Here is a 23,389-nt window from a genome sequence, read left to right on the forward strand (position 1 = left end):
GATATGTTAAGTATATATGTATCATGTCGTGGATACATTTAACTATGTTACTTAGACAAAAGGATGTCAATATGCGCTATGCAGACCCAAATACTGAAGGATCAAAAATTCAGTTTAAAGCACAGTATGAAAACTTTATTGGTGGCAAATGGATTGCGCCAGTTAAAGGACAATACTTTGATAATGTTTCTCCGGTCAATGGCGAAATATTTACAAAAGCACCTCGCTCCACTGTAGAAGATATCGAACTTGCCTTAGATGCTGCGCACGCAGCAAAAGAAAAATGGGGCAATGCTTCTCCAACCGAACGCTCCAATATTTTATTAAAAATTGCTGATCGTCTGGAAGAAAATTTAGAAACACTAGCAGTTGCGGAAACTTGGGATAATGGTAAACCTGTTCGTGAAACGCTGGCAGCGGACATTCCACTTGCCATCGACCATTTCCGTTATTTTGCCGGTTGTATTCGTGCACAGGAAGGCGGAATCTCAGAAATTGATCACGATACTATTGCCTATCACTTCCATGAACCATTAGGTGTCGTTGGACAGATCATTCCATGGAACTTCCCGATTCTGATGGCAGCATGGAAAATTGCACCAGCACTGGCGGCAGGTAACTGTATCGTCCTTAAACCAGCAGAACAAACACCAGTCAGCATTCTGGTATTGGCTGAATTGATTCAAGATATTTTACCAGCTGGTATTCTGAACATTGTCAACGGTTTTGGTGCAGAAGTGGGTCGCCCATTGGCAACTAGTCCACGTATTTCCAAAATTGCATTTACCGGTTCAACTCAAGTTGGTCAGTTGATCATGCAATATGCAACTGAAAACATTATTCCTGTAACCCTTGAACTGGGTGGTAAATCACCAAACATCTTCTTTGAAGATATTCTTGATCGTGAAGATGATTATCTGGAAAAAGCCCTTGAAGGCTTCGCCATGTTTGCCTTGAATCAGGGTGAAATCTGTACCTGTCCTTCCCGTGCGCTAGTACAGGAAAGCATTGCAGATCGATTCCTGGAAAAAGCAGTAGAACGTGTAAAACGCATTAAAACGGGTCATCCGCTCGACACCGACACCATGATTGGCGCGCAAGCATCACAAGAACAACAGGACAAAATCCTTGGCTGTATCGCAACTGGTCGCGAAGAAGGTGCACAGGTATTGACCGGTGGTGAAGCACGTCATGATGTAGGTCAAGGTTTCTATATCGAACCAACGATCTTTAAAGGCGACAATAGCATGAAGATTTTCCAAGAAGAAATTTTTGGACCAGTATTGTCAGTCACTACCTTTAAAGATTTTGATGATGCCATCAAAATTGCCAATGATACAATTTATGGTCTGGGTGCTGGTGTATGGTCGCGTTCTGCACATACCACCTATCGCGCTGGTCGTGCAATTCAGGCAGGTCGTGTATGGACCAACTGTTATCACCTCTACCCTGCCCATGCTGCATTTGGCGGCTATAAAAAATCAGGTATTGGTCGTGAAAACCACAAAGACATGTTGAACCATTACCAACAAACCAAAAACTTGTTGGTCAGTTACTCAACCAAACCAATGGGCTTTTTCTAACTCCCATTTACCCCTTCTCTCCCACCCAGATCTTCGGATCTGGGTTTTTTATGCCTCTACTTTTTACTCTTCAAATCAGATACGATTTAATTCTTAACACGCCCTAACAGTCATGATTAAATTTAGTTATCATTAAATCAGCTATCGGTATCTTCCCACTGGCCTTATTCTATAGATCACTTCCTATCCATCAGGTGTATTATGAATTTTCTTGATTTAGCGCAATCCCGTTATACTAGCAAAGCCTACGATGCAAATAAAAAAATTCCAGAAGAAACACTAACGCAATTGCTTGAGATTCTACGTTTAACGCCTTCATCGATTAATATTCAGCCATGGCAATTTATTGTGGCACAAAGTCAGGGTGCCAAAGAAAAAATTGCCGAAGCCATGCCCGATAACTTTGCTTATAATATTCCCAAGGTTTTAAATGCTTCCGAAGTCATTATTTTTACTGTTCGATCCGATATTGATCAAACCCACCTAGATAAAATTCTGGATGCCGAAGACAAGGCAGGACGCTTTAGAACACCTGAATCAAAAGAAACGCAAAAAACAGCTCGTCAGGGTTATATTAATCTCTATAAACAGCAAAATAAGATCAACGACTGGGTCGAGAACCAGACGCATATTGCATTGGGTAGTGCCCTGTTTGCTGCCAAGGCAGCCAATATTGATGCAACCCCAATTGGCGGTTTCAGTCATGAAATTCTGGATCAAGTATTTGACTTTCAGGCACAAGGCTTACGCAGTGTGGTTTTACTTGCACTAGGCTATCATAGTGATGCAGATTTCAATGCAGATTTACCCAAAGGGCGTTTAAAAACAGAAGATGTGATTAAAATTATTTAAGTCTTCCCAATGGAAAAATATCCATTCGCGTAAACATTAGTCACTTTTTTAAACAGTTAACAGCAATGCGAGACTGTTTGAATCCGCATCTCTCTGTTATGCTTAGATTCAAACGCTTTGTTGCATATTTCAGGATTTCTATTACATGACTGTTCGCATTGGTACGCCGTTACAATCATCTGCTACACGAGTATTATTTTTAGGCTCTGGAGAACTGGGCAAGGAAGTTGTGATCTCATTACAACGTCTGGGTGTCGAAGTCATTGCCGCAGACCGCTATGATCATGCACCAGCCATGCAGGTTGCCCATCGTAGTTATACGCTGGATATGAGTAATGCTGAGGCATTAAAAAAACTCATCGATGACGTTAAACCTCATTTAATCGTTCCTGAAATTGAAGCCATTGCAACAGAAGTATTGTTGGAAATTGAAGCGGAAAATATCGCTACTGTGATTCCTTCGGCCAAAGCAGTCAACCTCACCATGAATCGTGAGGGCATTCGCCGTCTTGCCGCCGAAGAACTTGGTTTACCTACATCAACCTATCGTTTTGCCGATAGTCTGGAAAGTTTCCGCGCTGCCTGTGATGACATTGGTTATCCGAACTTTGTCAAACCAATCATGTCATCTTCAGGTAAAGGGCAATCCCGTGTCACCAGTTTTGAGGAAGTGGATGCGGCATGGAATTATGCCATGCAAGGCGGACGGGTGAATCAGGGTAAAGTCATTGTCGAATCACAAATTGATTTTGATTTTGAAATCACCCTACTGACAGTACGGGCAAAAAATCCTGAAACAGGTGCCATCGAAACCCACTTTTGTGATCCAATCGGACACCGTCAGGACTCTGGCGATTATGTTGAAAGCTGGCAACCACAATTAATGACAGATGCAGCATTGGCAGAATCAAAACGTATTGCCGATAAAGTCACTACAGCACTGGGTGGTTGCGGTATTTTTGGGGTGGAATTATTTATCAATGGTGATCAGGTTTGGTTTAGTGAAGTTTCACCACGCCCACATGATACGGGTTTGGTAACCTTAGCCAGTCAGTTCCAGAGCGAGTTTGAATTACATGCCCGTGCCATTCTTGGCCTACCAGTCAACACCATCCGACATAGTGTGGCTGCAAGTGCGGTAATCTATGCTGGTCAGGATGCGACCAATCTAACCTATGCCAATCTGGACAAAGCACTGGCTTATCCGGAGAGTGATTTGCGCCTGTTTGGCAAACCGGAAGGCTTTCGCCGTCGTCGTATGGGGGTTGCCACTGCCCGGGCAGAAACCACGGATCAGGCCCGTAAACATGCAGTCACCACGGCCCAGCTCGTGGTTGTAGAGAAATTCACAGATTAATCACCAAATCAGCCCAAATTGTCTTGGGCTTTTTTATGTAGAGAAATGATGTATATGGCCAAGCTTGCCCCGCTTTCCGATTTCGTCACTTTAGGACAGGATCTTAAAGGCATTAATGACTGGCGTAGCCTGATTGAAGAGCAACTCGATGCAGCCTTTAATTCGGGTACCTCCATTCGTGAAATTGTCACCGAACGTTCCAATCAGATTGATCTGGTCTTGCGTTTTTTATGGAAAAATGCCGGACTGGAACAGACAGACCTTGGTCTTTTTGCCGTAGGCGGCTATGGTCGGCGGGAAATGTTGCCGTATTCCGATGTCGATGTCCTGATTCTTTCGGAAGATGAGATTGATCCCGTAACAGAAGAAAAAATCAAAACCTTTGTTTCTTCTCTATGGGATGTTGGCAATTTTAAACCAGGCATCAGTGTACGCACTTTAAAATCGTGTTTTGAGCAAGCCAAGGCCGATCTTACCATTGCAACCTCACTCATCGAATCTCGCTTGTTGACTGGCAAAGAAAGCCTGAGTAAATGGCCACGCCGCATCGTATCCGAAGGCTGGTCGGATAAAACCTTTTTTGATGCAAAAATGCAGGAACAACGCCAGCGTCACGAACAACACAATAATACCGAAAGCAATCTGGAACCGGATATCAAAAATGCACCCGGTGGCTTACGGGATATGAATCAAATTGGCTGGATTGCCAAACGGCACTTTCGGGTGCAACGGATTTATGATCTGGTACATTTAGGCTTTATCAGTGAATTTGAACTGGGTTTATTAGAAGAAGCCGAAATCTTCCTATGGGAAATTCGTCATCATTTGCATCGATTAAGAAAGCGTGATGAAAATCGCCTGCTGTTTGATTATCAACGTGAAATTGCAGCAAAAATGGGCTATGTTCGCCAAGAAGGTCAACACCCAAATCATGCCATCGAACAATTTATGAAGCGTTATTATCGTACTGCACAGACGGTTTCCACGCTGAATGAATTATTGCTCAATTATTTTAATGAAGCGGTGATTACCCCACGTTTGCCGGATTATGAACGCAAAATTATCGATCTGAATCAGAATTTCAAACTGGTTGATGACAAGCTTGCCGTCACCCATCACAAAGTATTTTCAGAAAGTCCAAGCGCCATTCTGGAAGTCTTTTATTTGATGGCAAACCGTACTGATATTCAAGGCATTCGTGCCAGAACCTTACGTCTATTGATTCTGGCTGCCAAAAAAATTAATCAGAACTTTCGGGATAATCCGGTTCATCAAGCCTTATTTATGGCTATTATCCGCTCGCCATATCGTCTATACGAAACTTTAGTCGCAATGAAACGCTATGGTGTACTGGGACATTATATTCCGGCCTTTGGTCAAATCATGGGCTTGATGCAATACGACCTTTTCCATATTTATACCGTAGATGCACATACCTTATTGCTGATTCGTAACTTAAACCGCTTTGCCGAACCTGAGTTTAGCAAGCAATATCCTATGGTCAGTAGTGTATTCCAGCGTTTAAACCGCAAAGATATTATTTATCTGGCAGCATTATTCCACGATATTGCCAAAGGACGTGGTGGCGATCATAGTGAATTAGGTGCAGAAGATGCCATTGAGTTCTGCCGTCAGCATGGTTTGACCGAACGTGAAGGAAAAATGGTGGCGTGGCTCACCCGTAACCATCTGATCATGTCACTCACTGCTCAGAAGAAAGACATTTCCGATCCGGATGTGGTACAGGGTTTTGCCGAACAGATGGGCGACATGGAACATCTGGATTATTTATATTGCCTTACTGTTGCCGATATCAACGCCACCAACCCAACCTTGTGGACCAACTGGAAAGCCTCACTGTTACGCCAACTCTATTCACAGGCACGGGAAATTATTCGTGCTGGTATTGACCGTCCTGTCGATCATCAAATGTTGATCGAAGATACCAAATTTGCAGCGATTGATATTCTGGCTGATGAATTCCCCACCACGGAAATTGAGGAAGTCTGGCAAGAATTGGGCGATGACTATTTCCTCAAAGAAAGTGCTGATGAAATCGTCTGGCATACCAGCGCAATTCTACGACATGGTGACAATCCTGATCCACTGGTATTGATCCGTGAACATCGTAAAGCGGTACAGTTATTTATCTACACTCGTGATACACCAAACCTGTTTGCCACCACGGTTGCTGTACTGGATCGCATGAATCTGGATGTACAAGACGCCCGTATTATCACAGCAGCCACCAACTTTTCACTAGATACCTATGTGATTCATGATCGCCTTGGCAGTATTATGTCTGATCCGGAACGCATACATCAGGTCACTGGTGCATTGGTGCAGGCATTACGCCATGCCGATCAATATCCTGGAGTGATGCAACGTATTATTCCACGACAACTTCGTCATTTTGAAGTCGAAAATACCGTGGATATCCGACTGAATCATGCCTTAAACCAGAATATGGTGGAAATTTCCACACTTGACCAACCCGGTTTACTGGCGCGCGTCGGCGGTTTATTTATGATGCAAGGACTAGATATTCATTCTGCGAGAATTGCCACACTCGGTGAAAAAGCAGAAGATATTTTCTTCGTCACCAAACAGGATGGTATGCCGCTAAATGAAGAGGAATCCAGTGATTTTGCCGAGAAATTGAAATTGGCATTAGATGAAGCATCGAATCGGGTCACCATTCAACATGGATGATGCCCCCATACTGATGAATGTATTTTTAACCAACATATTTTTTAACTAGAGTGTTTGCAATGAATCCAGATTTGGCGTTACTCCATCCTTATCCTTTTGAAAAACTCAATGCACTGTTTGCCGATGTTGTGCCAGCAAACTTGCCATTGATTCCCCTTTCAATCGGAGAGCCAAAGCACCCTGCACCTGAATTTGTAAAAACAGTCATCAGTGAAAATTTTAATCATCTTTCCACCTATCCCAATAGCAAAGGCCTGCCCGAATTACGCCAAAGCATTGCCAACTGGTTAAAACAGCGTTTTCAGCTCAACAGCATTGATGCAGAAACTCAGATTTTACCGGTCAGCGGCACCCGTGAGGCTATTTTTTCCTTTGTACAAGCATCGATTGATCGCAGCAAAACCCCTTATGTGGTGATGCCAAATCCTTTTTATCAGATTTATGAAGGTGCTGCGCTACTTGCTGGTGCCAAGCCCTATTTCGTCAATTGCACGATTGCCAATGATTATAAAGGTGATTTTGATCAGGTACCCAGTGAAGTCTGGCAAAATACCGCCATTCTGTTTGTCTGCACACCGGGTAATCCAACCGGCGCGGTGTTATCCAGAGACGATTTTAAAAAGCTGATTCAATTGTCGGATCAATACGGTTTTATTATTGCATCTGATGAATGCTATTCCGAACTGTGGTTTGATCAGGCACCCGTGGGCTTGCTTGAAGTCTGTGCAGAAATTGGCCGTGATGATTATAAAAACTGTATCGTTTTTCACTCTCTGTCCAAGCGCTCCAATTTACCTGGCATGCGTTCCGGCTTTGTCGCAGGTGATGCCGCTCTACTGGCACCCTATCTTAAATATCGTACCTATCACGGTGCAGCCATGCCGGTACAGCATCAACTTGCTTCGATTGCAGCATGGAATGATGAAACGCATGTTGAAGAAAACCGTAAAGCCTATCGGAAAAAATTTGATTTATTCCAGCAGGAATTAGGCAATTTACTACCGCTTAAGAAACCAGATGCCGGTTTTTATTACTGGTTACAAGTCAATGATGATGAAGCCTTTGCCAAAAAATTATTGAGTGAAGCTAACATCAAGGTGTTACCGGGTCGCTATCTTTCCCGCACCACAGATCAAGGAAATCCAGGCGAGAACCATGTGCGTATGGCATTGGTTGCAAGCATTGAACAATGCGAAGAAGTTATTAAACGCTTAAAACAGATTCTTTGATGCTTTTTTGTGTATAAGAAACTATCTAAACGCATTGCTTGTTGGGAAGTAATGCGTTTTTAAATCATTATTATCGTGCATTTGCTCAGTCGTTCAAATATGCATCTTGGACATGCAATTGGAGCAAAAATATATTCTAATGACACCGCAATTGGTAGGCATTTCAAAAAAAGAACTTGGTTCTTCCGTAACTGTATTTGATCAACATCGGGAAATCATTATCAATGCGTTAGATTTTTTAATTAGCGGTATATAATCATAAAAAAAACCGCATCACGAATGATACGGCGCGCTAAACTGGATATTATTATTTTTGAGCTTATACAGTGGCTTTTTTAGCTTCTAATTCCGCACGTACTGTTTTTGCCATTTTCACCATTTCGCTCAATGCTGCACGGGTTTCATCCCAGTTACGGGTTTTTAAACCACAGTCTGGATTCACCCAAAGGCGTTCGGCAGGAACGGTTTTTAATGCACCATCAATCACTACACGCATATTATCTGCGCTTGGCGTCCGTGGACTATGAATATCATATACACCCGGTCCAATCGCATTTGGATAACCTTGTTGATGGAACACTTCGAGTAACTGTAAACCAGAACGTGAGGTTTCAATCGTGATCACATCGGCATCCATCGCAGTGATTTGCGGTAAACAATCTTTAAAATCTGAATAGCACATATGAGTATGAATCTGTGTATCCACTTTGGCACTGCTTGAGCAATGTTTAAATGATTTCACCGTCCAGTCCCAATAATCGGCACGATCTGCGGTACGCAGCGGTAAAGCTTCACGGAATGCGGCTTCATCAATCTGGATAATTTCCACGCCTGCATCTTGCAAATCGGATACTTCCTGACGAATCGCTTCTGCCAACTGCAAGCACACTTCACGACGGCTACGATGTGCGGGTGGAAATGACCAGTTCAAAATGGTAACAGGACCTGTCAACATGCCTTTTACGATTTTGTCGGTTAAGGAATTGGCATAAGTAATCCATTTTACTGTCATTGCATTTGGACGCGTGATATCACCAACAATGATCGGTGGACGGACACAACGCGAGCCATAAGATTGTACCCAGCCAAATTTAGACAACCAGAAACCATCCAATAAACCTGCAAAGTATTCCACCATATCGGTACGTTCTGCTTCGCCATGCACAAACACATCGATATCAAGCTGTTCCTGTTGCTCAATGGCATAGGCGATTTCTTTTTTCATTGCTACTTCATAGTCGGCATCAGACAAATTGCCTTTATTCCATGCTGCACGCGCGGCACGAATTTCCGCAGTTTGTGGGAATGAACCGATAGTTGTGGTTGGCAATAATGGGAAGTTAAATTTTGCCTGTTGTGCTGCATAACGCTCAGTAAATGATTCCTGACGTGCCTGCCCCTGTAAGTCAAACGCTGCCTGTGAAGCAAAGTTTAATGCTGGATTTCCGCTAATATTGCCATTGGCTAATGCCACCAATTCATCCAGCTTTTGACGGGCAAATGCCAACTTACCCTCAATTTCCGCAGGCACTTGCTCAGAACGTAAATCCACAGGTACATGGAGTAATGAGCTACCTGTAGACAACCATAAACGCTCACCTAAAGATTTTTTCGCTGTGGCAATGATATCATTCAGTTGTACCAAATCACTTGCCCAGACACTACGACCATTGATTAAGCCCAATGACAGGATTTTATGCGCAGGTAACTGGTCAATGACTTTTTTCCAGAAAAATTCGCCTGCTTTTTCACGGGTAATGTCAATGTGTAAGCCTGCAACGGGTAAATTCACTGCAAGATTTAAATTTTCACCCAAGGTTTCAAAATAAGTGCTGATGATCAGCTTTAAACCATCACGACGTTGTAATAAATTATAGGTACGTTCAAATGCAGCTTGCCATTCTGGGGCAAGATCAAGCACTAAAATGGGTTCATCAACCTGTATATAATCCACACCACGGGCTTTTAAATCATCAAATAACTTGGTATAAACAGGTACCAAAGCATCTATAAATTTTAATGTGGCATGATTTGCAATATAGCCTGCTGCCGCTTCTGTATGTTCAGAACCACAACCACAGGCTGTTGCTGCTTTTTCTGCTTTGCCATCGACAATACGCGATAAATACAGGAATGTCAGCAAACCAGGAACAACTACTTTTAAAGGCTGATTGAATGCTTTGGCACGATCGACTTGCGCCAATAAATCGGAGAAATCCGCATTAAATTCCTGATTTAAAGTGAATTCTGGCACTAAATAATGATAGTTGGTATCAAACCATTTGGTCATTTCCAGTGCAGCCACATCGCTACAACCTGGCGCACGACCCCGAGCTAGATAAAATTGCTGATCGACCTGATTCAATTTTGCACTTTCTGCAAAACGTGCTGGAATCACGCCCAAACGTACAGCTTGCGTCAGAATCGCATCATAAAAAACAAAATCACCGACAGTCAGTAATGAAAGCCCTGCATCCACTTGTGCTTGCCAATTTGCAACTTCGACTGCTTGTGCTTGTTCCAGAAACTCCGCTTGTGTACTTTCACCTTTCCAATATGCTTCTTCAGCAAACTTCAGTTCACGTTTCACACCGATACGGGGATAACCCAAAATATGCGTTTGAATACCCATCAGATCTGCCTCAATATTAAAATTAATAAAATTCATTTGATAGAACAATAATCAAATAAAATTCATTTTGAAGCAAACTCATTATTTTCATGTTATATTGAATTATATTCACAAATTATGTATTTATATGCTGGAACTCCGCCACCTTAGAACATTACAAGCTTTGCGCGAACATGGTTCACTGGTTTCTGCCGCAGCAGATTTAAACCTGACGCCTTCTGCCATCTCACATCAACTCAAAGAACTTGAGCACTGGTATGACGTAGAAATTGTCAATCGGCGGAGTCGTCCTTTACAATTTTCCAATGTCGGTCTGCGTTTACTCAAGCTGGCTGATGATATTCTGCCGCAAGTTCAGTTGGCTCAATCCGATATTGTGAGATTGGTACATGGTCAAACCGGGCGAATTATTTTTTCTTCGGAATGTCATAGCTGCTTTGACTGGTTGATGCCGCTGCTCAATCAATATCGCCAGCAATATCCTGATGTCGATCTGGATTTTGCTTCCGGTTTTGAAATGAACCCGCATGAATTATTACAAAATTCAGAATTTGATTTACTGATTACTGCCGATCCGATTGCACTTAAAGGCATTGAATACTTTCCTATTTTTCAATATGAATCTCGTCTGGTCTTATCAAACACACATGCACTGGTACGAGATGAGCACCTTACAATTGAAAAACTGGCAGAAGAAACTTTAATCACTTATCCCGTAGATAAACACCGTCTGGACATCATGGCCCATGTATTCATTCCTGCGAATATTCAGCCGAAACAGATTCGCACCACAGAATTGACACAAATGCTGATTCAACTGGTCGCCAGTGGTCGGGGAATTTCGGCTTTACCGGATTGGGTGGTGTATGAATATGAACAAAAAGGCTGGGTCACCAGTCGTCGTCTGGACTGTATCTCTCCTGAAGGTTTACGCAGAACTTTATATGCAGGGTTTAGAACAGAAGATAAAGACAAAGATTATTTCCACGGTTTCTTAAAACAATTACAGAAATTTTCCAATAAACGGCAAAGTTATTATTCTGACTAGATACATTAATAAAATATCGATAACTGTCAGATCAGGTTTGAGCTAGTACAAGTTATCATACATCGCACCTCACCTTTGACTATAATGAAAATTCCGGGATTTAGCCAATATGCACTATGTTAATGGCTAAATCCCTTCGTTCATATTAAACCTTCAAGCCAAATCTAAAAGTAAAGAACATCACCAACTAAAACCAAAACCTGCGCTAATCGTCTGCTGATCACTGGCAAAAGCAGCTCCCAGTGAAGCACTGGTATTTGCAGTAGGAACAATCTGATAACCCACTGCAACAGCTTGTTCACCACGTTGAGACCCTAAACCGACTGCAACCCGGTTTCGTCCGGATAAACTTGCCGCATTCATAGACATTCCATTCAATGCCCCACCAATTGCGCCAAGCTGATTAATTTTTTTATCCTGTTCATAAAAACGTGCATCTACTTGACGTTGATATTGCGTTAAGTTTTCACTTAATGCATTCACTTTACTATCTGTATAACTTTGTGCTTTGCTCACTGCAACCTCACTTTGCTGTGATGCATGTGTTTTTGCTTGTTCCAAAATCACTTGATCGGCAGCAATGAGATCTGAACGTACCGCTATTTCTCTTTGATCAGTATAAGTTTTAGCATGGGTTAATGTCGCAACATCACCATCAATAATTGCCTGATTCACCCGTACAGTTTCTATTGCTGCTTCACTACGTAGTGTTATGACAGTGGTATCAGTATAGGTTTTCGCTGCACTGAGTGTAAGCGCATTCCCCTCTGTTAGTTGTTTAACATTGATAGCATCAGTATCTGCCGTACCTGCCTTGACATGAATAATCTGACGTTCCTGATCAGTTGTACCGACAGACACTGTATAATCACGATCTGTTGCTGCCCCATTTCCCAATACCACACTATTATCAGCAGTTATCGTAATATTACTCCCTATTACAACACTATTATCAGCTGAAACTATATTATGATGACCAAGGCTAGAACTGTTATTTGCAGTCACTATACTGGTATCACCGATCCCAACAGAATGGTCACCTGAGACTGCATTGTCCTGACCAATGCTGATGGACTGTTTACCAGTGGCAACTATGCTTTGACCAATTGCAATAGATGCTTCGCCTTGTGCTTGTGCATGTTGAGTTTCATCGTTATTCACATCGTTTTGTACAGCAAAATACGGATGATCTCCTGTACCATTAAGTGAATCCAGCCACTCCTGTTCTGTCCCATTAAATCCTTTTTCCAATGCAAGTTTAAACGCATCTTTACCATCCTGACCATTAAGTCCATTTAAACCTGTATCTCCTTTATCGCCCTTATCACCTTTTAAACCTTGTAATCCCTGTTCGCCCCGATCTCCCTTATCTCCTTTTGCGCCATCTTTACCATTGAGTCCATTTAAACCTGCATCTCCTTTATCGCCCTTATCGCCTTTTAAACCTTGTAATCCCTGTTCGCCTTGATCTCCTTTATCTCCTTTAGCGCCATCTTGACCATTTAAACCATCAATCCCATCTTTACCATTGAGTCCATTTAAACCTGTATCTCCTTTATCACCCTTATCGCCTTTTAAACCTTGTAATCCCTGTTCGCCTTGATCTCCATTATCTCCTTTTGCGCCTTGCTCACCTTTAAGTGAAGTCAACCATTCTAATTCTGTGCCTGCAAAACCATTATTCACTGCAACCTGATACGCACTATCCCCCTGTACTCCCAGACCACCGCCAGCATTATTTTCTACTGTAGTCAAACGGCTATCTAAACTTGTCAATTTACTATCTACAGCAGTAAAGGCACTGCCAACATTTTGATAATTATTATTCTGAATTACATAGGTGGGGGCAGTAAATACACCATTATTAAAGTTTGCTCCACCACCAAAGCCATTTGTTAGCATTTTGATTTGGGACAGATTGACTGCATCAGTATCAAATACACCTGCGGCAACATTGGCAATTTGTTTTTCTGCACCAGCTTTCCCCACTGAAACAGTATTGGTCCGATCTGCCACAGCAGCATAACCAATGGCAGTACTGTTTTCAGCAATTGCTGCACTTTGCACACCAAATACACTACTATTTTTTGCCAATGCCACATTTGCACCCTGAGTCAATTCATTGATCAGAATGCCACGCTGGGTATAATCCAAAGCAACACCATTAACATGAGTAATGCTAAAAATATCATTACTTGTTGCAGTCACTGGAATACCATTTACTGCAATTAACACATCATTTTCAATCGTCAATTGAGGTGGCTGTCCAGAAGCACTCCCTACTGCAACCGAACTTTCAGCGAAAGCAATATTATGATTACCCACTGCACTGGCACCATTAGAAAAAACATGATTGCCAATTCCCAATGCACTACCAAATTCACCTGTAATCCGATTGCCAATACCAATTGCAGCAGCTGAATCTGCCAGCACATTATTCTGATTACCAAGCACTGTGCTTTGCTGACCAGCAGTATGGTTATGATTCCCTATAGCACTGCTGTTTTCAGCAAGCACACTATTATTTTTACCGACTGCACTGGATGCTTCGCCCGATACATCATTTTGATAACCTAAGGCAGTACTTGCTGTGGCTGATGCCGTATTCCAATAACCAACTGTACTGCTACTCTCACCTGATGCTTTATTACCATAACCTACGGCACTCGCTGTATGACCAATAGCATTGTTTTCTACACCTAACGCACTACTATTCGATCCAAAAGCAACATTACCGCCATTTTCAATCGCATAGATAAATGCTTCTCGCTGTGTCGCATCTATTTCCAAACCCTGAATATGAGTAATATCCTCCAGACTCTCTCCCGTTGCAGTGACAGCAATACCATTTACATGCGTAATGATACTGTGAGGATCATTGATATCGTCGTAAATGACACTAACTATCTGACCAGATGCACTCCCTACTGCTGCCGAGCCTGAACCAACCGCCGCATTAAAACTACCCAATGCACTAGAACGATTATTTAAGGCACGATTGGCTATCCCTACTGCATTACTTCCATTGCCGAAAGATGTATTCAAATAACCAATCGCACTGCTATAATGACCTGATGCGCTATTTTCAAAACCCACTGCACTACTTTCTAGACCTGATGCTTTATTCTCACTGCCTAACGCACTACTTCGATTACCATTTGCCAGATTATTAGCACCAAATGCATTACTACCAGAACCTGATGCAGTATTTTGATAACCTACTGCACTACTATTGGTACTTTCTGCTATATTATTTGCCCCCAATGCACTGCTTAATTCATCGGAAGTTTTATTGTTATAGCCTATGGCACTATTTCTTCCTCCTGATGCTTCATTTATATAACCCACAGCACTACTTCTTGCTTCGGATACCTTATTGCTATAACCCAAGGCACTACTGCCATCTCCACTCGCCTGATTATTAGCACCAAATGCATTACTTGCTACACCCACCGCCATATTTATATTGCCCAAAGCACTACTCTGAAAACCTGATGCGAAATTTTTATAACCCAATGCACTTGATTCATTTGATGCTTTGTTCATAAAGCCCACTGCACTACTATATCTTCCTGCCTCATTGCTATAACCTAACGCACTACTGGCATTTCCTGATGCTTCATTGCCAGCACCCACTGCACTACCCAAAAGCCCTGATGCTTCATTGCTCATACCACAAGCAAATGCACCTAAACCCGCTGTACTCGCTCCATTACCACTATCTAAAGTACAGGTATCTGCCCACGCCACACGACTCCCCATAACTCCTGACAGTGCCACCACCATTACAGATAGCTTCAAAATGGGGGCTGTGAAGGATGTAACTGGAATCACGGTTGTCTTTGAACAGACAGTAGTATGACCACTTTTGGCAAGCTCTGATGCCACCACCATACAACCCAACGTTTTATTCCATATTGTTTTAAAGATACGATTCATTGGTAAATTCTCATTTAGATATTTACTGTTATTGCACCTGAAAAAAAATGCTTTGTATGTCCTCTAAATGAATGACAAAACATAAATATTTGAAGATAAATTTCGACTAAAATAAGACTAATGACGATGTTTTATTAATAAGCACATTGAACTGATTTAAACAAAGCGATTCTCTAACATACAAGCCTTGTTACCACAAGCTAACAAGGCCTCTTCAATCTATTTCCATTGCCAGCCAATAGAGGCCCCCCCTCCAAAATCCCCCTGAGTATTGGCAGTACTTGCAGCTTTGAAAATAAATTTATTATTCTCTGTAACACCACTCACACCAATAGAAATACCTTGCTCACCTTTCCATGTACCAGCACCTATACTGACCATTTTATATCCTGCACTACTTGGTTGAGGTAAAGAAGCAATTGCTATACTGGATGCTACGGCCGCATAAGTATCTTGTTTAAACTCCTTAAAGTTCTGATTAAGGTGATTAATACGACTATCCGTATAACGTTGTGCACTTTGTAAAGTTGTGGCATTACCATGATCGGCATAACTCTGAGCTGATTTTAAAGTTGCAGTATCCGCATCTTTCATCTGTTTTACATTGACTGCATCGGTGTCCTGTGTGCCTGCTGCAACATGGATAATTTGGCGTTCACTATCAACAGCACCCACCGAAACAGTATTATCACGGTTTGATGTAGAATTATTGCCAAGTACTACAGCGTTCTTAGCTTGAGTATTAATGTTATTTCCGAGTACAAATGTGTTATCCCCTGCAACGCTATTATTATTCCCCACTGCATAACTATCATTACCACTGACCATATTCGGATCGCCAATTGCGCCTGCATTATGACCTGTCACTTTATTACCAACACCGATACTGATCGATTGGTTACCCTGAGCAATTGCTCCCGCGCCAAGTGCAATCGCATCTGTTCCTGTCGCTTGTGGCTTGCTTTGCGTTTTTGAAATATTAGATTGAATTGCAAGATAAGGATTGGTTTGACTATCAAGCCATTGTTGTTCAGTTCCCTGAAAACCATTTTGCACTGCAATTTCAAAGGTACTCTTGCCCTCTAAACCCTGATCACCTTTTGCACCATCTTTGCCATTTAACCCTGCTATTCCTTGATCACCCTTGTCACCTTTATCTCCTTTTGCGCCATCTTTGCCATTTAAACCATCAAGCCCGTCTTTACCATCCTGACCATTGAGTCCATTTAAACCCTGCAAGCCTTGATCACCTTTTAACCCCTGATCGCCTTGTAAGCCCTGCAATCCTTGTTCGCCTTTATCCCCTTTTAAACCTTGTAACCCTTGATCACCCTTGTCACCTTTATCTCCTTTTGCACCATCTTTGCCATTTAACCCTGCTATTCCTTGATCACCTTTGTCACCTTTATCGCCCTGATCTCCTTTTAGACCCTGTAAGCCTTGCTCACCTTTAAGTGAAGTCAACCATTCTGGTTCTGTGCCTGCAAAACCATTATTCACCGCAACCTGATACGCACTATCCCCCTGTGCGCCCTGACCACCGCCAGCATTATTTTCTACTGTAGTCAAACGGCTATCTAAACTTGTCAATTTACTATCTACAGCAGTAAAGGCACTGCCAATATTCTGATAATTATTATTCTGAATCACATAGGTGGGAGCAGTAAATACACCATTATTAAAGTTTGCTCCACCCCCAAAGCCATTTGTTAGCATTTTTATTTGGGATAGATTGACGGCATCAGTATCAAATACACCTGCGGCAACATGGGTGATCTGACGTTCATTCCCTACCGAACCCACCGAAAGGGTATATTCACGATCTGCAATCGCCTGATAACCGATTGCGGTACTTCCTATAGCTTGTGCTTCACTTTGATAACCTATTGCGATACTTTCGTCTGCTAATGCCGTATTGCCATAACCTATTGCACTACTATAGCCACCTGATGCTATATTGCCAAAACCCATCGCACTACTTTCTATTCCTGATGCGGTATTTTCAGACCCTAAGGCACTACTACCATCTCCACTCGCCTGATTCGCTGCACCAAAGGCATTACTGCCTGAACCTGATGCAGTATTTTGATAACCCACAGCACTACTATTAGTACTTTCTGCTGTATTATTTGCACCCAATGCACTGCTTAATTCATCGAAAGTTTTATTGTTATATCCAACAGCACTATTTCTTTCCCCTAATGCCTCATTCATATAACCTACAGCATTACTTCTTGCCTCGGATACCTTATTGCTATAACCTAATGCACTACTGTAATCCTCTGATGCCAGATTAAAAGAACCCACGGCATTACTTGCTACACCCACCGCCATATTTATATTGCCCAAAGCACTACTCTGAAAACCTGATGCTGTATTGACATACCCTACTGCACTTGCTTCATTTGACGCTTTGTTCCTAAACCCCACTGCACTACTATTTTTTCCAGCCTCATTGCTATAACCTAATGCACTACTGGCATCCCTTGATGCTGTATTTCCAGAACCAAAAGCATTACTATCTCGACCTAAGGCTTTATTTGCATAACCAACGGCATTACCAGCATAACCAGATACTTCATTAGAATAACCTATCGCATTACTTGCCTCATTTTCTGCTTTATTATAAGAACCTATCGCATTACTCAAGTGAACTGATGCTTTATTATTCGTACCTATAGAACTACTCTCGCTACCTGATGCTTCATTACTAGCGCCTATCGCATTACTAAAAACCCCAGTTGCTTTATTAGAGTAACCTATCGCATTACTTGCCGCACTTTCTGCAGTATTACCAACACCTATCGCATTACTTGATTTATTTTCCGCTTTATTACCAAAACCTATTGCATTACTTGATTCACCTGCTGCATTATTATTTACACCGATTGCACTTCCAAAAGCGCCTGATATATTGTTTGAATGGCCACAAGCAATAGAAAAGCCAGTATTGGCAACACTTCCCCCATTACCACCACCATTTAACGTACAAGTACTTGCCCAAACCACACTATTTGCAATCACTCCCGACAGTGCCAGTACAAATATAGACAACTTAAAAATGGGTGCTATAGATGATGTAGCAGGAATCACCGTTGTCTTTGAATGAGCAGTAGCATGACCACTTTTAGCAAGCTCTGATGCCACCACCATACAACCTAATGTTTTATTCCATATTGTTTTAAAAATACGATTCATGGGTAAATTCTCATTTAGATATTTACCGTTATTGCACCTGAAAAAAAACGCTTTGTATGTCCTCTAAATGAATGACAAAATGCACAAATCTAAATTTTTATGATGAAAAACAGGACAAAGACAGGATTTGTACCAATAGGGCAATGAGTTGATTCTGATTATAGGTGTTGGTTTTTCTAAAAATTCGAGCCAGATGTGTTCTAGCGGTGGTAATACTGATCTCTTCTTGCATTGCGGCTTCTTTTAGCGATTGCCCATTCAATAAATAACTCGCAATTAATGCCTCTTTGGGACTCAGTCCTAATAACTGTTGTATTTTTAAATGATTAGACATGGTTTGATCAAAACCCAATTGTCGAATAAATATTCCCACCACACTATGATTCACAGGTAAAGATAATGTCTGTTGGTCATAAACCGGAACAACTGACACCACAAATTTTAATAAAGGCATCAATGGATTGCTTAAAATAAGCTCTTGGTTACCCACCAATACATGATGTATTCGACTCACATTCAACATAAACTGATGCAATTGTTTTTGTTGCTGTGCAATAACCGTCGTGATATGACCTTTCTTTATCCAAATAGGTGAATTAGCTAACGTTAAAAATCGCTCTGCAAGTTGATTAGCATATAATAATTTACCCTGTGCTGTGGTTAAAACAAAACCAATATTGGCATGATCAAAATTTTGCCCTTTTTGTGTCAACAATAATTCACCAAATTGCTGTCGCAACTTTGCCGCCTGTACCAATATCGGTGCAATATATTGCATTTTTTGTAAATCTATCTGGTCAAAATCGGGTTGCAACCCGCCACGATTAATTACAAAATAGCCAGAACCTTGCTGATTTTCTGCAACTTTAATATTTAATGCACTATGTTCATCCTGTGGACGATACCATTCATTATAAAATATAGAATTCTTAAATTGCTGTTTCGGCAGAATCATTTGATCGGTATAAATTGTGCCAATCTTGTCCTGTTGCATTGAGCGCCATAAAATATTATGCGATACAATTTCATGTTGATATAAATCCGCATAATAAGGATCACAATTCCCTGCAATGACCTGTGTTGTATTATTCTCATATTCATAACAAAAACAGGCGGCAGACCCTGAAAAGATATCCTGTATTTTTAAAATTACATCTTTCCAAGGCAACAATGCAGATGCAGCATCAAATAATTGATGTTGTAGATCTAACACGCGTTTTTCGCATAGCATATCAGACATCAATTTCCCCTTGGCAATTGGGTCAGCGTTATTATTTTTTCCTTATCGATATATTTATAGCGCAAATTTTGACATAAATACTAGTTTTTATAAATTCCGTTACAATGTGAGGCAACGGAAAATACTCAGCAATCATTCAATCCTTTTTTAAATCAAAAAGATTTGTATAGGATCGTTCTACTCATCCCGAGTAAGCACTTCAAATAATTCTATTTCAAAGATTAAATCCGAATTGGCTGGAATCATTTGACCAATTTGACGTTCACCATAGGCAAGATGCGCAGGTACAATAAGTTTTCGTTTACCTCCCACTTTCATGCCCATAATTCCCTGATCCCAGCCTTTGATTACCCGACCTGTACCAATCACGCACTGGAATAATTGACCGCGGTCATGGGAGGAATCAAATTTTGTTCCATCATTTAACCAGCCAGTATAGTGGGTTTTAATCAATGCACCTTTGACTGCTGCCTTCCCCTCACCCACGATTAAGTCTATGATTTCCAACTGTTCTGTCATGATTTTGATGTCCCATACTGATGAACATATGATAAACTGTTTCTAACAAACAATAAAAGCAAAGATTACACCTTGATTTTGCTTTTTTAATCGCCATATTAATAAACAAGATTGATAGATAAGAATCATGCCCAATGATCAATTTTAAGGTAATCTGTTCTCCAGGCAGATTATCGTATTTGCAGTCCTTGTTCCCCTTTGGACTGCATTTTTTTATTTTTGGGAAGATCATTGATGAATCTTAATCAGGAACTTTTACTGGTATTCAAAACCGCGATAGAAACCGGATCATTTTCTGCCACCGCGCGAAAACTGGGTAAAGCCCCCTCAGCTGTGAGTATGGCGATTTCCCAACTCGAAGATGAATTGGCATTAAGTCTGTTTGATCGCTCCAAACGCGAACCACAACCAACACCGGCTGCTTTAAGTCTTTACCGATCCACCTTACAAACACTAGCCGTGATGCAACAATGGCAGAACCACGCTCTACAACTTGCCGATCATGTTGAACCAGTCTTGAGTATTGCCTTTGCCACAGAATTGGAAAGCCTGATCTGGACCAATATATTTCGGCAACTTAGTGAATATTATCCTTTATTAAAATTAGAAATTTTAACCTTACCGCAACAGGAAGCACTGGAATCGGTATTGTCGGGTCGCGTCAATTTTGCCATTTTACTGGAACGTCAAAGCCTAAATGGGATTGAACAATTTATCGAAATTGGTAAAGAAAATATGGTGGCTGTAGTTGCGCCTAATCACCCCTTATACCATCAAAAAGCCAGTTATGATGATTTATTACAGCATCGCCAGATCGTGTTTAATAGCCGTGAAAATCAATCCACCTCAGTTTTGCAATTGTCTTATCATAGTTGGCAAACAGATAATCAATATTTTGCTGTGGATATTATTCATGCTGGTCTTGCTTGGGGCTTTTTACCGCAATCCTATATTGAAGATCATTTAAAAAATCAAACGCTGGCACTCATTGATGTAGAAGATTTCTGTCCAAGTATTACCTTATGTATCGATCTGGTCTGGAGTCGGGAAAGACCCTTGGGTAAAGCTGCACAGCACTTTATCGAGCTGGTCAAACAATCAAGACATAAAGCATAAAAAAGACCTCAAATTTGAAGTCTTTTTTAGATCCGCTGAATAAAATAACCGTGACTTATTTAGGTGCTTTAAAGCTGTCTCTTAAATCTAGAATACGGTTAAATACTGGTTTTTCATATAAATGATCATAGCGATCTGCGACAAAATAACCTTCCCGTTCAAACTGGAAACGCTGCTCTTTTTCTGCCAGAGCCAATGCTGGTTCAACCACAGCCTGCACCACTTTGAGAGAATCTGGATTTAAATTTTCCAGAAAATCTTCACCCTGTTCCGGATCGGCTACAGTAAATAAACGCTCATAAATACGCACTTCGGCAGGAATACCTTTGGAAGCAGAGACCCAGTGAATTACACCTTTGACTTTACGGCCTTCCGGATTTTTACCCAGTGTGTCCGGATCAATTGAGCATTTCAATTCGATCACTTCGCCATTGGCATCTTTAATCACTTCATCACATTTAATCACATAGGCATGACGTAAACGTACTTCCCCCTGTGGAATCAACCGTTTAAAGCCTTTTGGTGGAACTTCTTCAAAATCCTTACGATCAATATAGATTTCCTTGGTCAAAGGAATAATCCGTTCTCCCATGTCCACATTTGGATGACGCGCATGACTTAAGTCCAGTTCTTCAGGCAAATTGGTTAAGGTGACTTTTAATGGATTTAACACAGCCATACCACGTGCAGCAGTATTTTCCAGTGATTGACGAATACAAAATTCCAGCATCGCCACATCGACGATACCATCCGTTTTGGATACACCAACACGTTTACAGAAATCTTTTAAGCCTTCTGCGGTAAAACCACGACGGCGCATACCGACCACAGTTGGCATACGCGGATCATCCCAGCCATTGACAAAGCCACCTTCAACCAGACGACGTAATTTCCGTTTTGAGGTAATGGTGTAGTCAATATTTAAACGGGAAGACTCATACTGACGTGGCACAGCCTGTGAATGAACTTTTTCAATCACCCAATCATAGAATGGACGATGATCCTGAAACTCCAATGTACACAAGGAATGTGTCACCCCTTCAATGGCATCGGATAACGGATGAGCATAATCATACATCGGATAAATTTTCCAGGTATCCCCTGTTTGATGATGGTCGGAATGCAACACACGATATAAAATCGGATCACGCATATGGACATTTGCGCTGGCCATATCAATTTTGGCACGCAATACCGCTTCGCCTTCGCCCAATTCGCCATTACGCATTTGCTCGAATCGTGCCAGATTTTCATCTACACTGGCATCACGATACGGTGAATTTTTACCCGCCTCATTAAAATTACCACGGTTGATACGAATTTCTTCCGGAGTTTGTAAATCCACATAGGCATCGCCCTGTTGTATCAATTGCAATGCCCATTGATACAATTGCTCAAAATAGCTGGAAGCATAACGTGGCTGATCTTGCCACTGAAATCCCAGCCATTTGACATCATTGGCAATACCATCAACATATTCCTGCTCTTCGGCATCCGGATTGGTATCATCAAACCGCAAATTACAATAACCGTTATATTCTTCTGCTATTCCAAAATTCAGACAAATGGCTTTGACATGGCCAATATGTAAATAACCATTTGGTTCAGGTGGAAAGCGTGTTACCACATGTTGTGTACGACCACTGTCCAGATCATCGGTAATCACCTGACGGATGAAATCTAAACCCGGCTGTTGCTGTACTTGCTGTTCGCTTGCAACATCAGAATTTGTTGAAGGAATATTCGGCACATGAGTTACAGCATCTTTTGAGTTCATAGTCATACATCACTAAAATTAGGTTAAAGTTAAACAACAAAGTACAAATTTTCGGGAATCCTGCTCAAAATAGCAATTTTCTATATGGAAAATTTGTTTTTTTACTTGCCATGCAGTTTACAGTTTGCTTATCCTTCTCTCAACTAAAAACACATGGCTTTTTACAGTCCATGATCAGGAGATGTAT

General features: G+C 41.5%; 14 protein-coding genes. 8 read left to right on the forward strand and 6 right to left on the reverse strand.

Going from position 1 to position 23,389, the window contains the following annotated elements; genetic code table 11:
* Positions 1 to 71 precede the first annotated feature (71 nt).
* The 6 genes from exaC to CAP51_RS00510 all read left to right on the forward strand — a co-directional run bounded on the left by exaC (position 72) and on the right by CAP51_RS00510 (position 7,989).
* Complete coding sequence (exaC, locus tag CAP51_RS00485; RefSeq protein ID WP_087618761.1) at positions 72 to 1,583, forward strand: acetaldehyde dehydrogenase ExaC; 1,512 nt, start codon at positions 72 to 74, stop codon at positions 1,581 to 1,583.
* Positions 1,584 to 1,784: 201 nt separating this feature from the next.
* Complete coding sequence (gene nfsB / locus CAP51_RS00490) at positions 1,785 to 2,435, forward strand: oxygen-insensitive NAD(P)H nitroreductase (RefSeq protein WP_087618762.1); 651 nt, start codon at positions 1,785 to 1,787, stop codon at positions 2,433 to 2,435.
* A gap of 145 nt (positions 2,436 to 2,580) precedes the next feature.
* Positions 2,581 to 3,792 (forward strand): formate-dependent phosphoribosylglycinamide formyltransferase, encoded by a 1,212-nt coding sequence (gene purT, locus CAP51_RS00495; protein WP_087618763.1) that lies wholly within the window; start codon positions 2,581 to 2,583, stop codon positions 3,790 to 3,792.
* Between the two features lie 54 nt (positions 3,793 to 3,846).
* Positions 3,847 to 6,504: a [protein-PII] uridylyltransferase gene (gene glnD / locus CAP51_RS00500; RefSeq protein ID WP_087618764.1), complete on the forward strand. Its 2,658-nt coding sequence runs from the start codon at positions 3,847 to 3,849 to the stop codon at positions 6,502 to 6,504.
* Positions 6,505 to 6,563: 59 nt separating this feature from the next.
* Positions 6,564 to 7,733 carry a succinyldiaminopimelate transaminase gene (gene dapC, locus CAP51_RS00505; protein ID WP_087618765.1) on the forward strand — a complete coding sequence of 390 codons (1,170 nt, stop codon included), beginning with the start codon at positions 6,564 to 6,566 and terminating at the stop codon, positions 7,731 to 7,733.
* A gap of 112 nt (positions 7,734 to 7,845) precedes the next feature.
* Positions 7,846 to 7,989 (forward strand): CcdB family protein, encoded by a 144-nt coding sequence (locus CAP51_RS00510; protein WP_087618766.1) that lies wholly within the window; start codon positions 7,846 to 7,848, stop codon positions 7,987 to 7,989.
* Between the two features lie 63 nt (positions 7,990 to 8,052).
* On the opposite strand, the gene metE is transcribed toward CAP51_RS00510, so the two are convergent.
* Positions 8,053 to 10,401, reverse strand: coding sequence for a 5-methyltetrahydropteroyltriglutamate--homocysteine S-methyltransferase (metE, locus tag CAP51_RS00515; RefSeq protein ID WP_245809044.1), 2,349 nt, complete (start codon positions 10,399 to 10,401; stop codon positions 8,053 to 8,055).
* A 91-nt stretch (positions 10,402 to 10,492) separates the two neighbouring features.
* Here metE and CAP51_RS00520 point away from each other — a divergent pair, with 91 nt between their 5' ends.
* On the forward strand, positions 10,493 to 11,413 hold the full coding sequence (locus tag CAP51_RS00520) for a LysR family transcriptional regulator (protein ID WP_087618767.1): 921 nt from the start codon (positions 10,493 to 10,495) through the stop codon (positions 11,411 to 11,413).
* Positions 11,414 to 11,593: 180 nt separating this feature from the next.
* Here CAP51_RS00520 and CAP51_RS00525 read toward each other — a convergent pair whose 3' ends face one another.
* From CAP51_RS00525 to CAP51_RS00540, 4 genes are all read right to left on the reverse strand, one after another.
* The gene (locus tag CAP51_RS00525; RefSeq protein WP_087618768.1) at positions 11,594 to 15,352 is read right to left on the reverse strand and encodes an ESPR-type extended signal peptide-containing protein; all 3,759 of its coding nucleotides are present in this window, start codon (positions 15,350 to 15,352) and stop codon (positions 11,594 to 11,596) included.
* 219 nt (positions 15,353 to 15,571) lie between these two features.
* Positions 15,572 to 18,550 carry an ESPR-type extended signal peptide-containing protein gene (locus tag CAP51_RS00530; protein WP_087618769.1) on the reverse strand — a complete coding sequence of 993 codons (2,979 nt, stop codon included), beginning with the start codon at positions 18,548 to 18,550 and terminating at the stop codon, positions 15,572 to 15,574.
* A gap of 97 nt (positions 18,551 to 18,647) precedes the next feature.
* Positions 18,648 to 19,790, reverse strand: a complete 1,143-nt coding sequence (locus CAP51_RS00535; RefSeq protein WP_087618770.1) for a helix-turn-helix transcriptional regulator — start codon at positions 19,788 to 19,790, stop codon at positions 18,648 to 18,650.
* 177 nt (positions 19,791 to 19,967) lie between these two features.
* Positions 19,968 to 20,309, reverse strand: a complete 342-nt coding sequence (locus CAP51_RS00540; protein ID WP_087618771.1) for an FKBP-type peptidyl-prolyl cis-trans isomerase — start codon at positions 20,307 to 20,309, stop codon at positions 19,968 to 19,970.
* Between the two features lie 234 nt (positions 20,310 to 20,543).
* Between CAP51_RS00540 and CAP51_RS00545 the strand changes: the two genes are divergently transcribed.
* On the forward strand, positions 20,544 to 21,425 hold the full coding sequence (locus CAP51_RS00545; RefSeq protein WP_087618772.1) for a LysR family transcriptional regulator: 882 nt from the start codon (positions 20,544 to 20,546) through the stop codon (positions 21,423 to 21,425).
* A 55-nt stretch (positions 21,426 to 21,480) separates the two neighbouring features.
* On the opposite strand, the gene CAP51_RS00550 is transcribed toward CAP51_RS00545, so the two are convergent.
* A complete protein-coding gene (locus CAP51_RS00550; RefSeq protein ID WP_087618773.1) occupies positions 21,481 to 23,202 on the reverse strand; it encodes a glutamine--tRNA ligase/YqeY domain fusion protein in 1,722 nt (573 codons plus the stop codon).
* Positions 23,203 to 23,389 lie beyond the last annotated feature (187 nt).

Origin of the sequence: Acinetobacter populi (assembly GCF_002174125.1) — a bacterium.
GTDB classification, from domain to species: Bacteria; Pseudomonadota; Gammaproteobacteria; order Pseudomonadales; family Moraxellaceae; genus Acinetobacter; species Acinetobacter populi.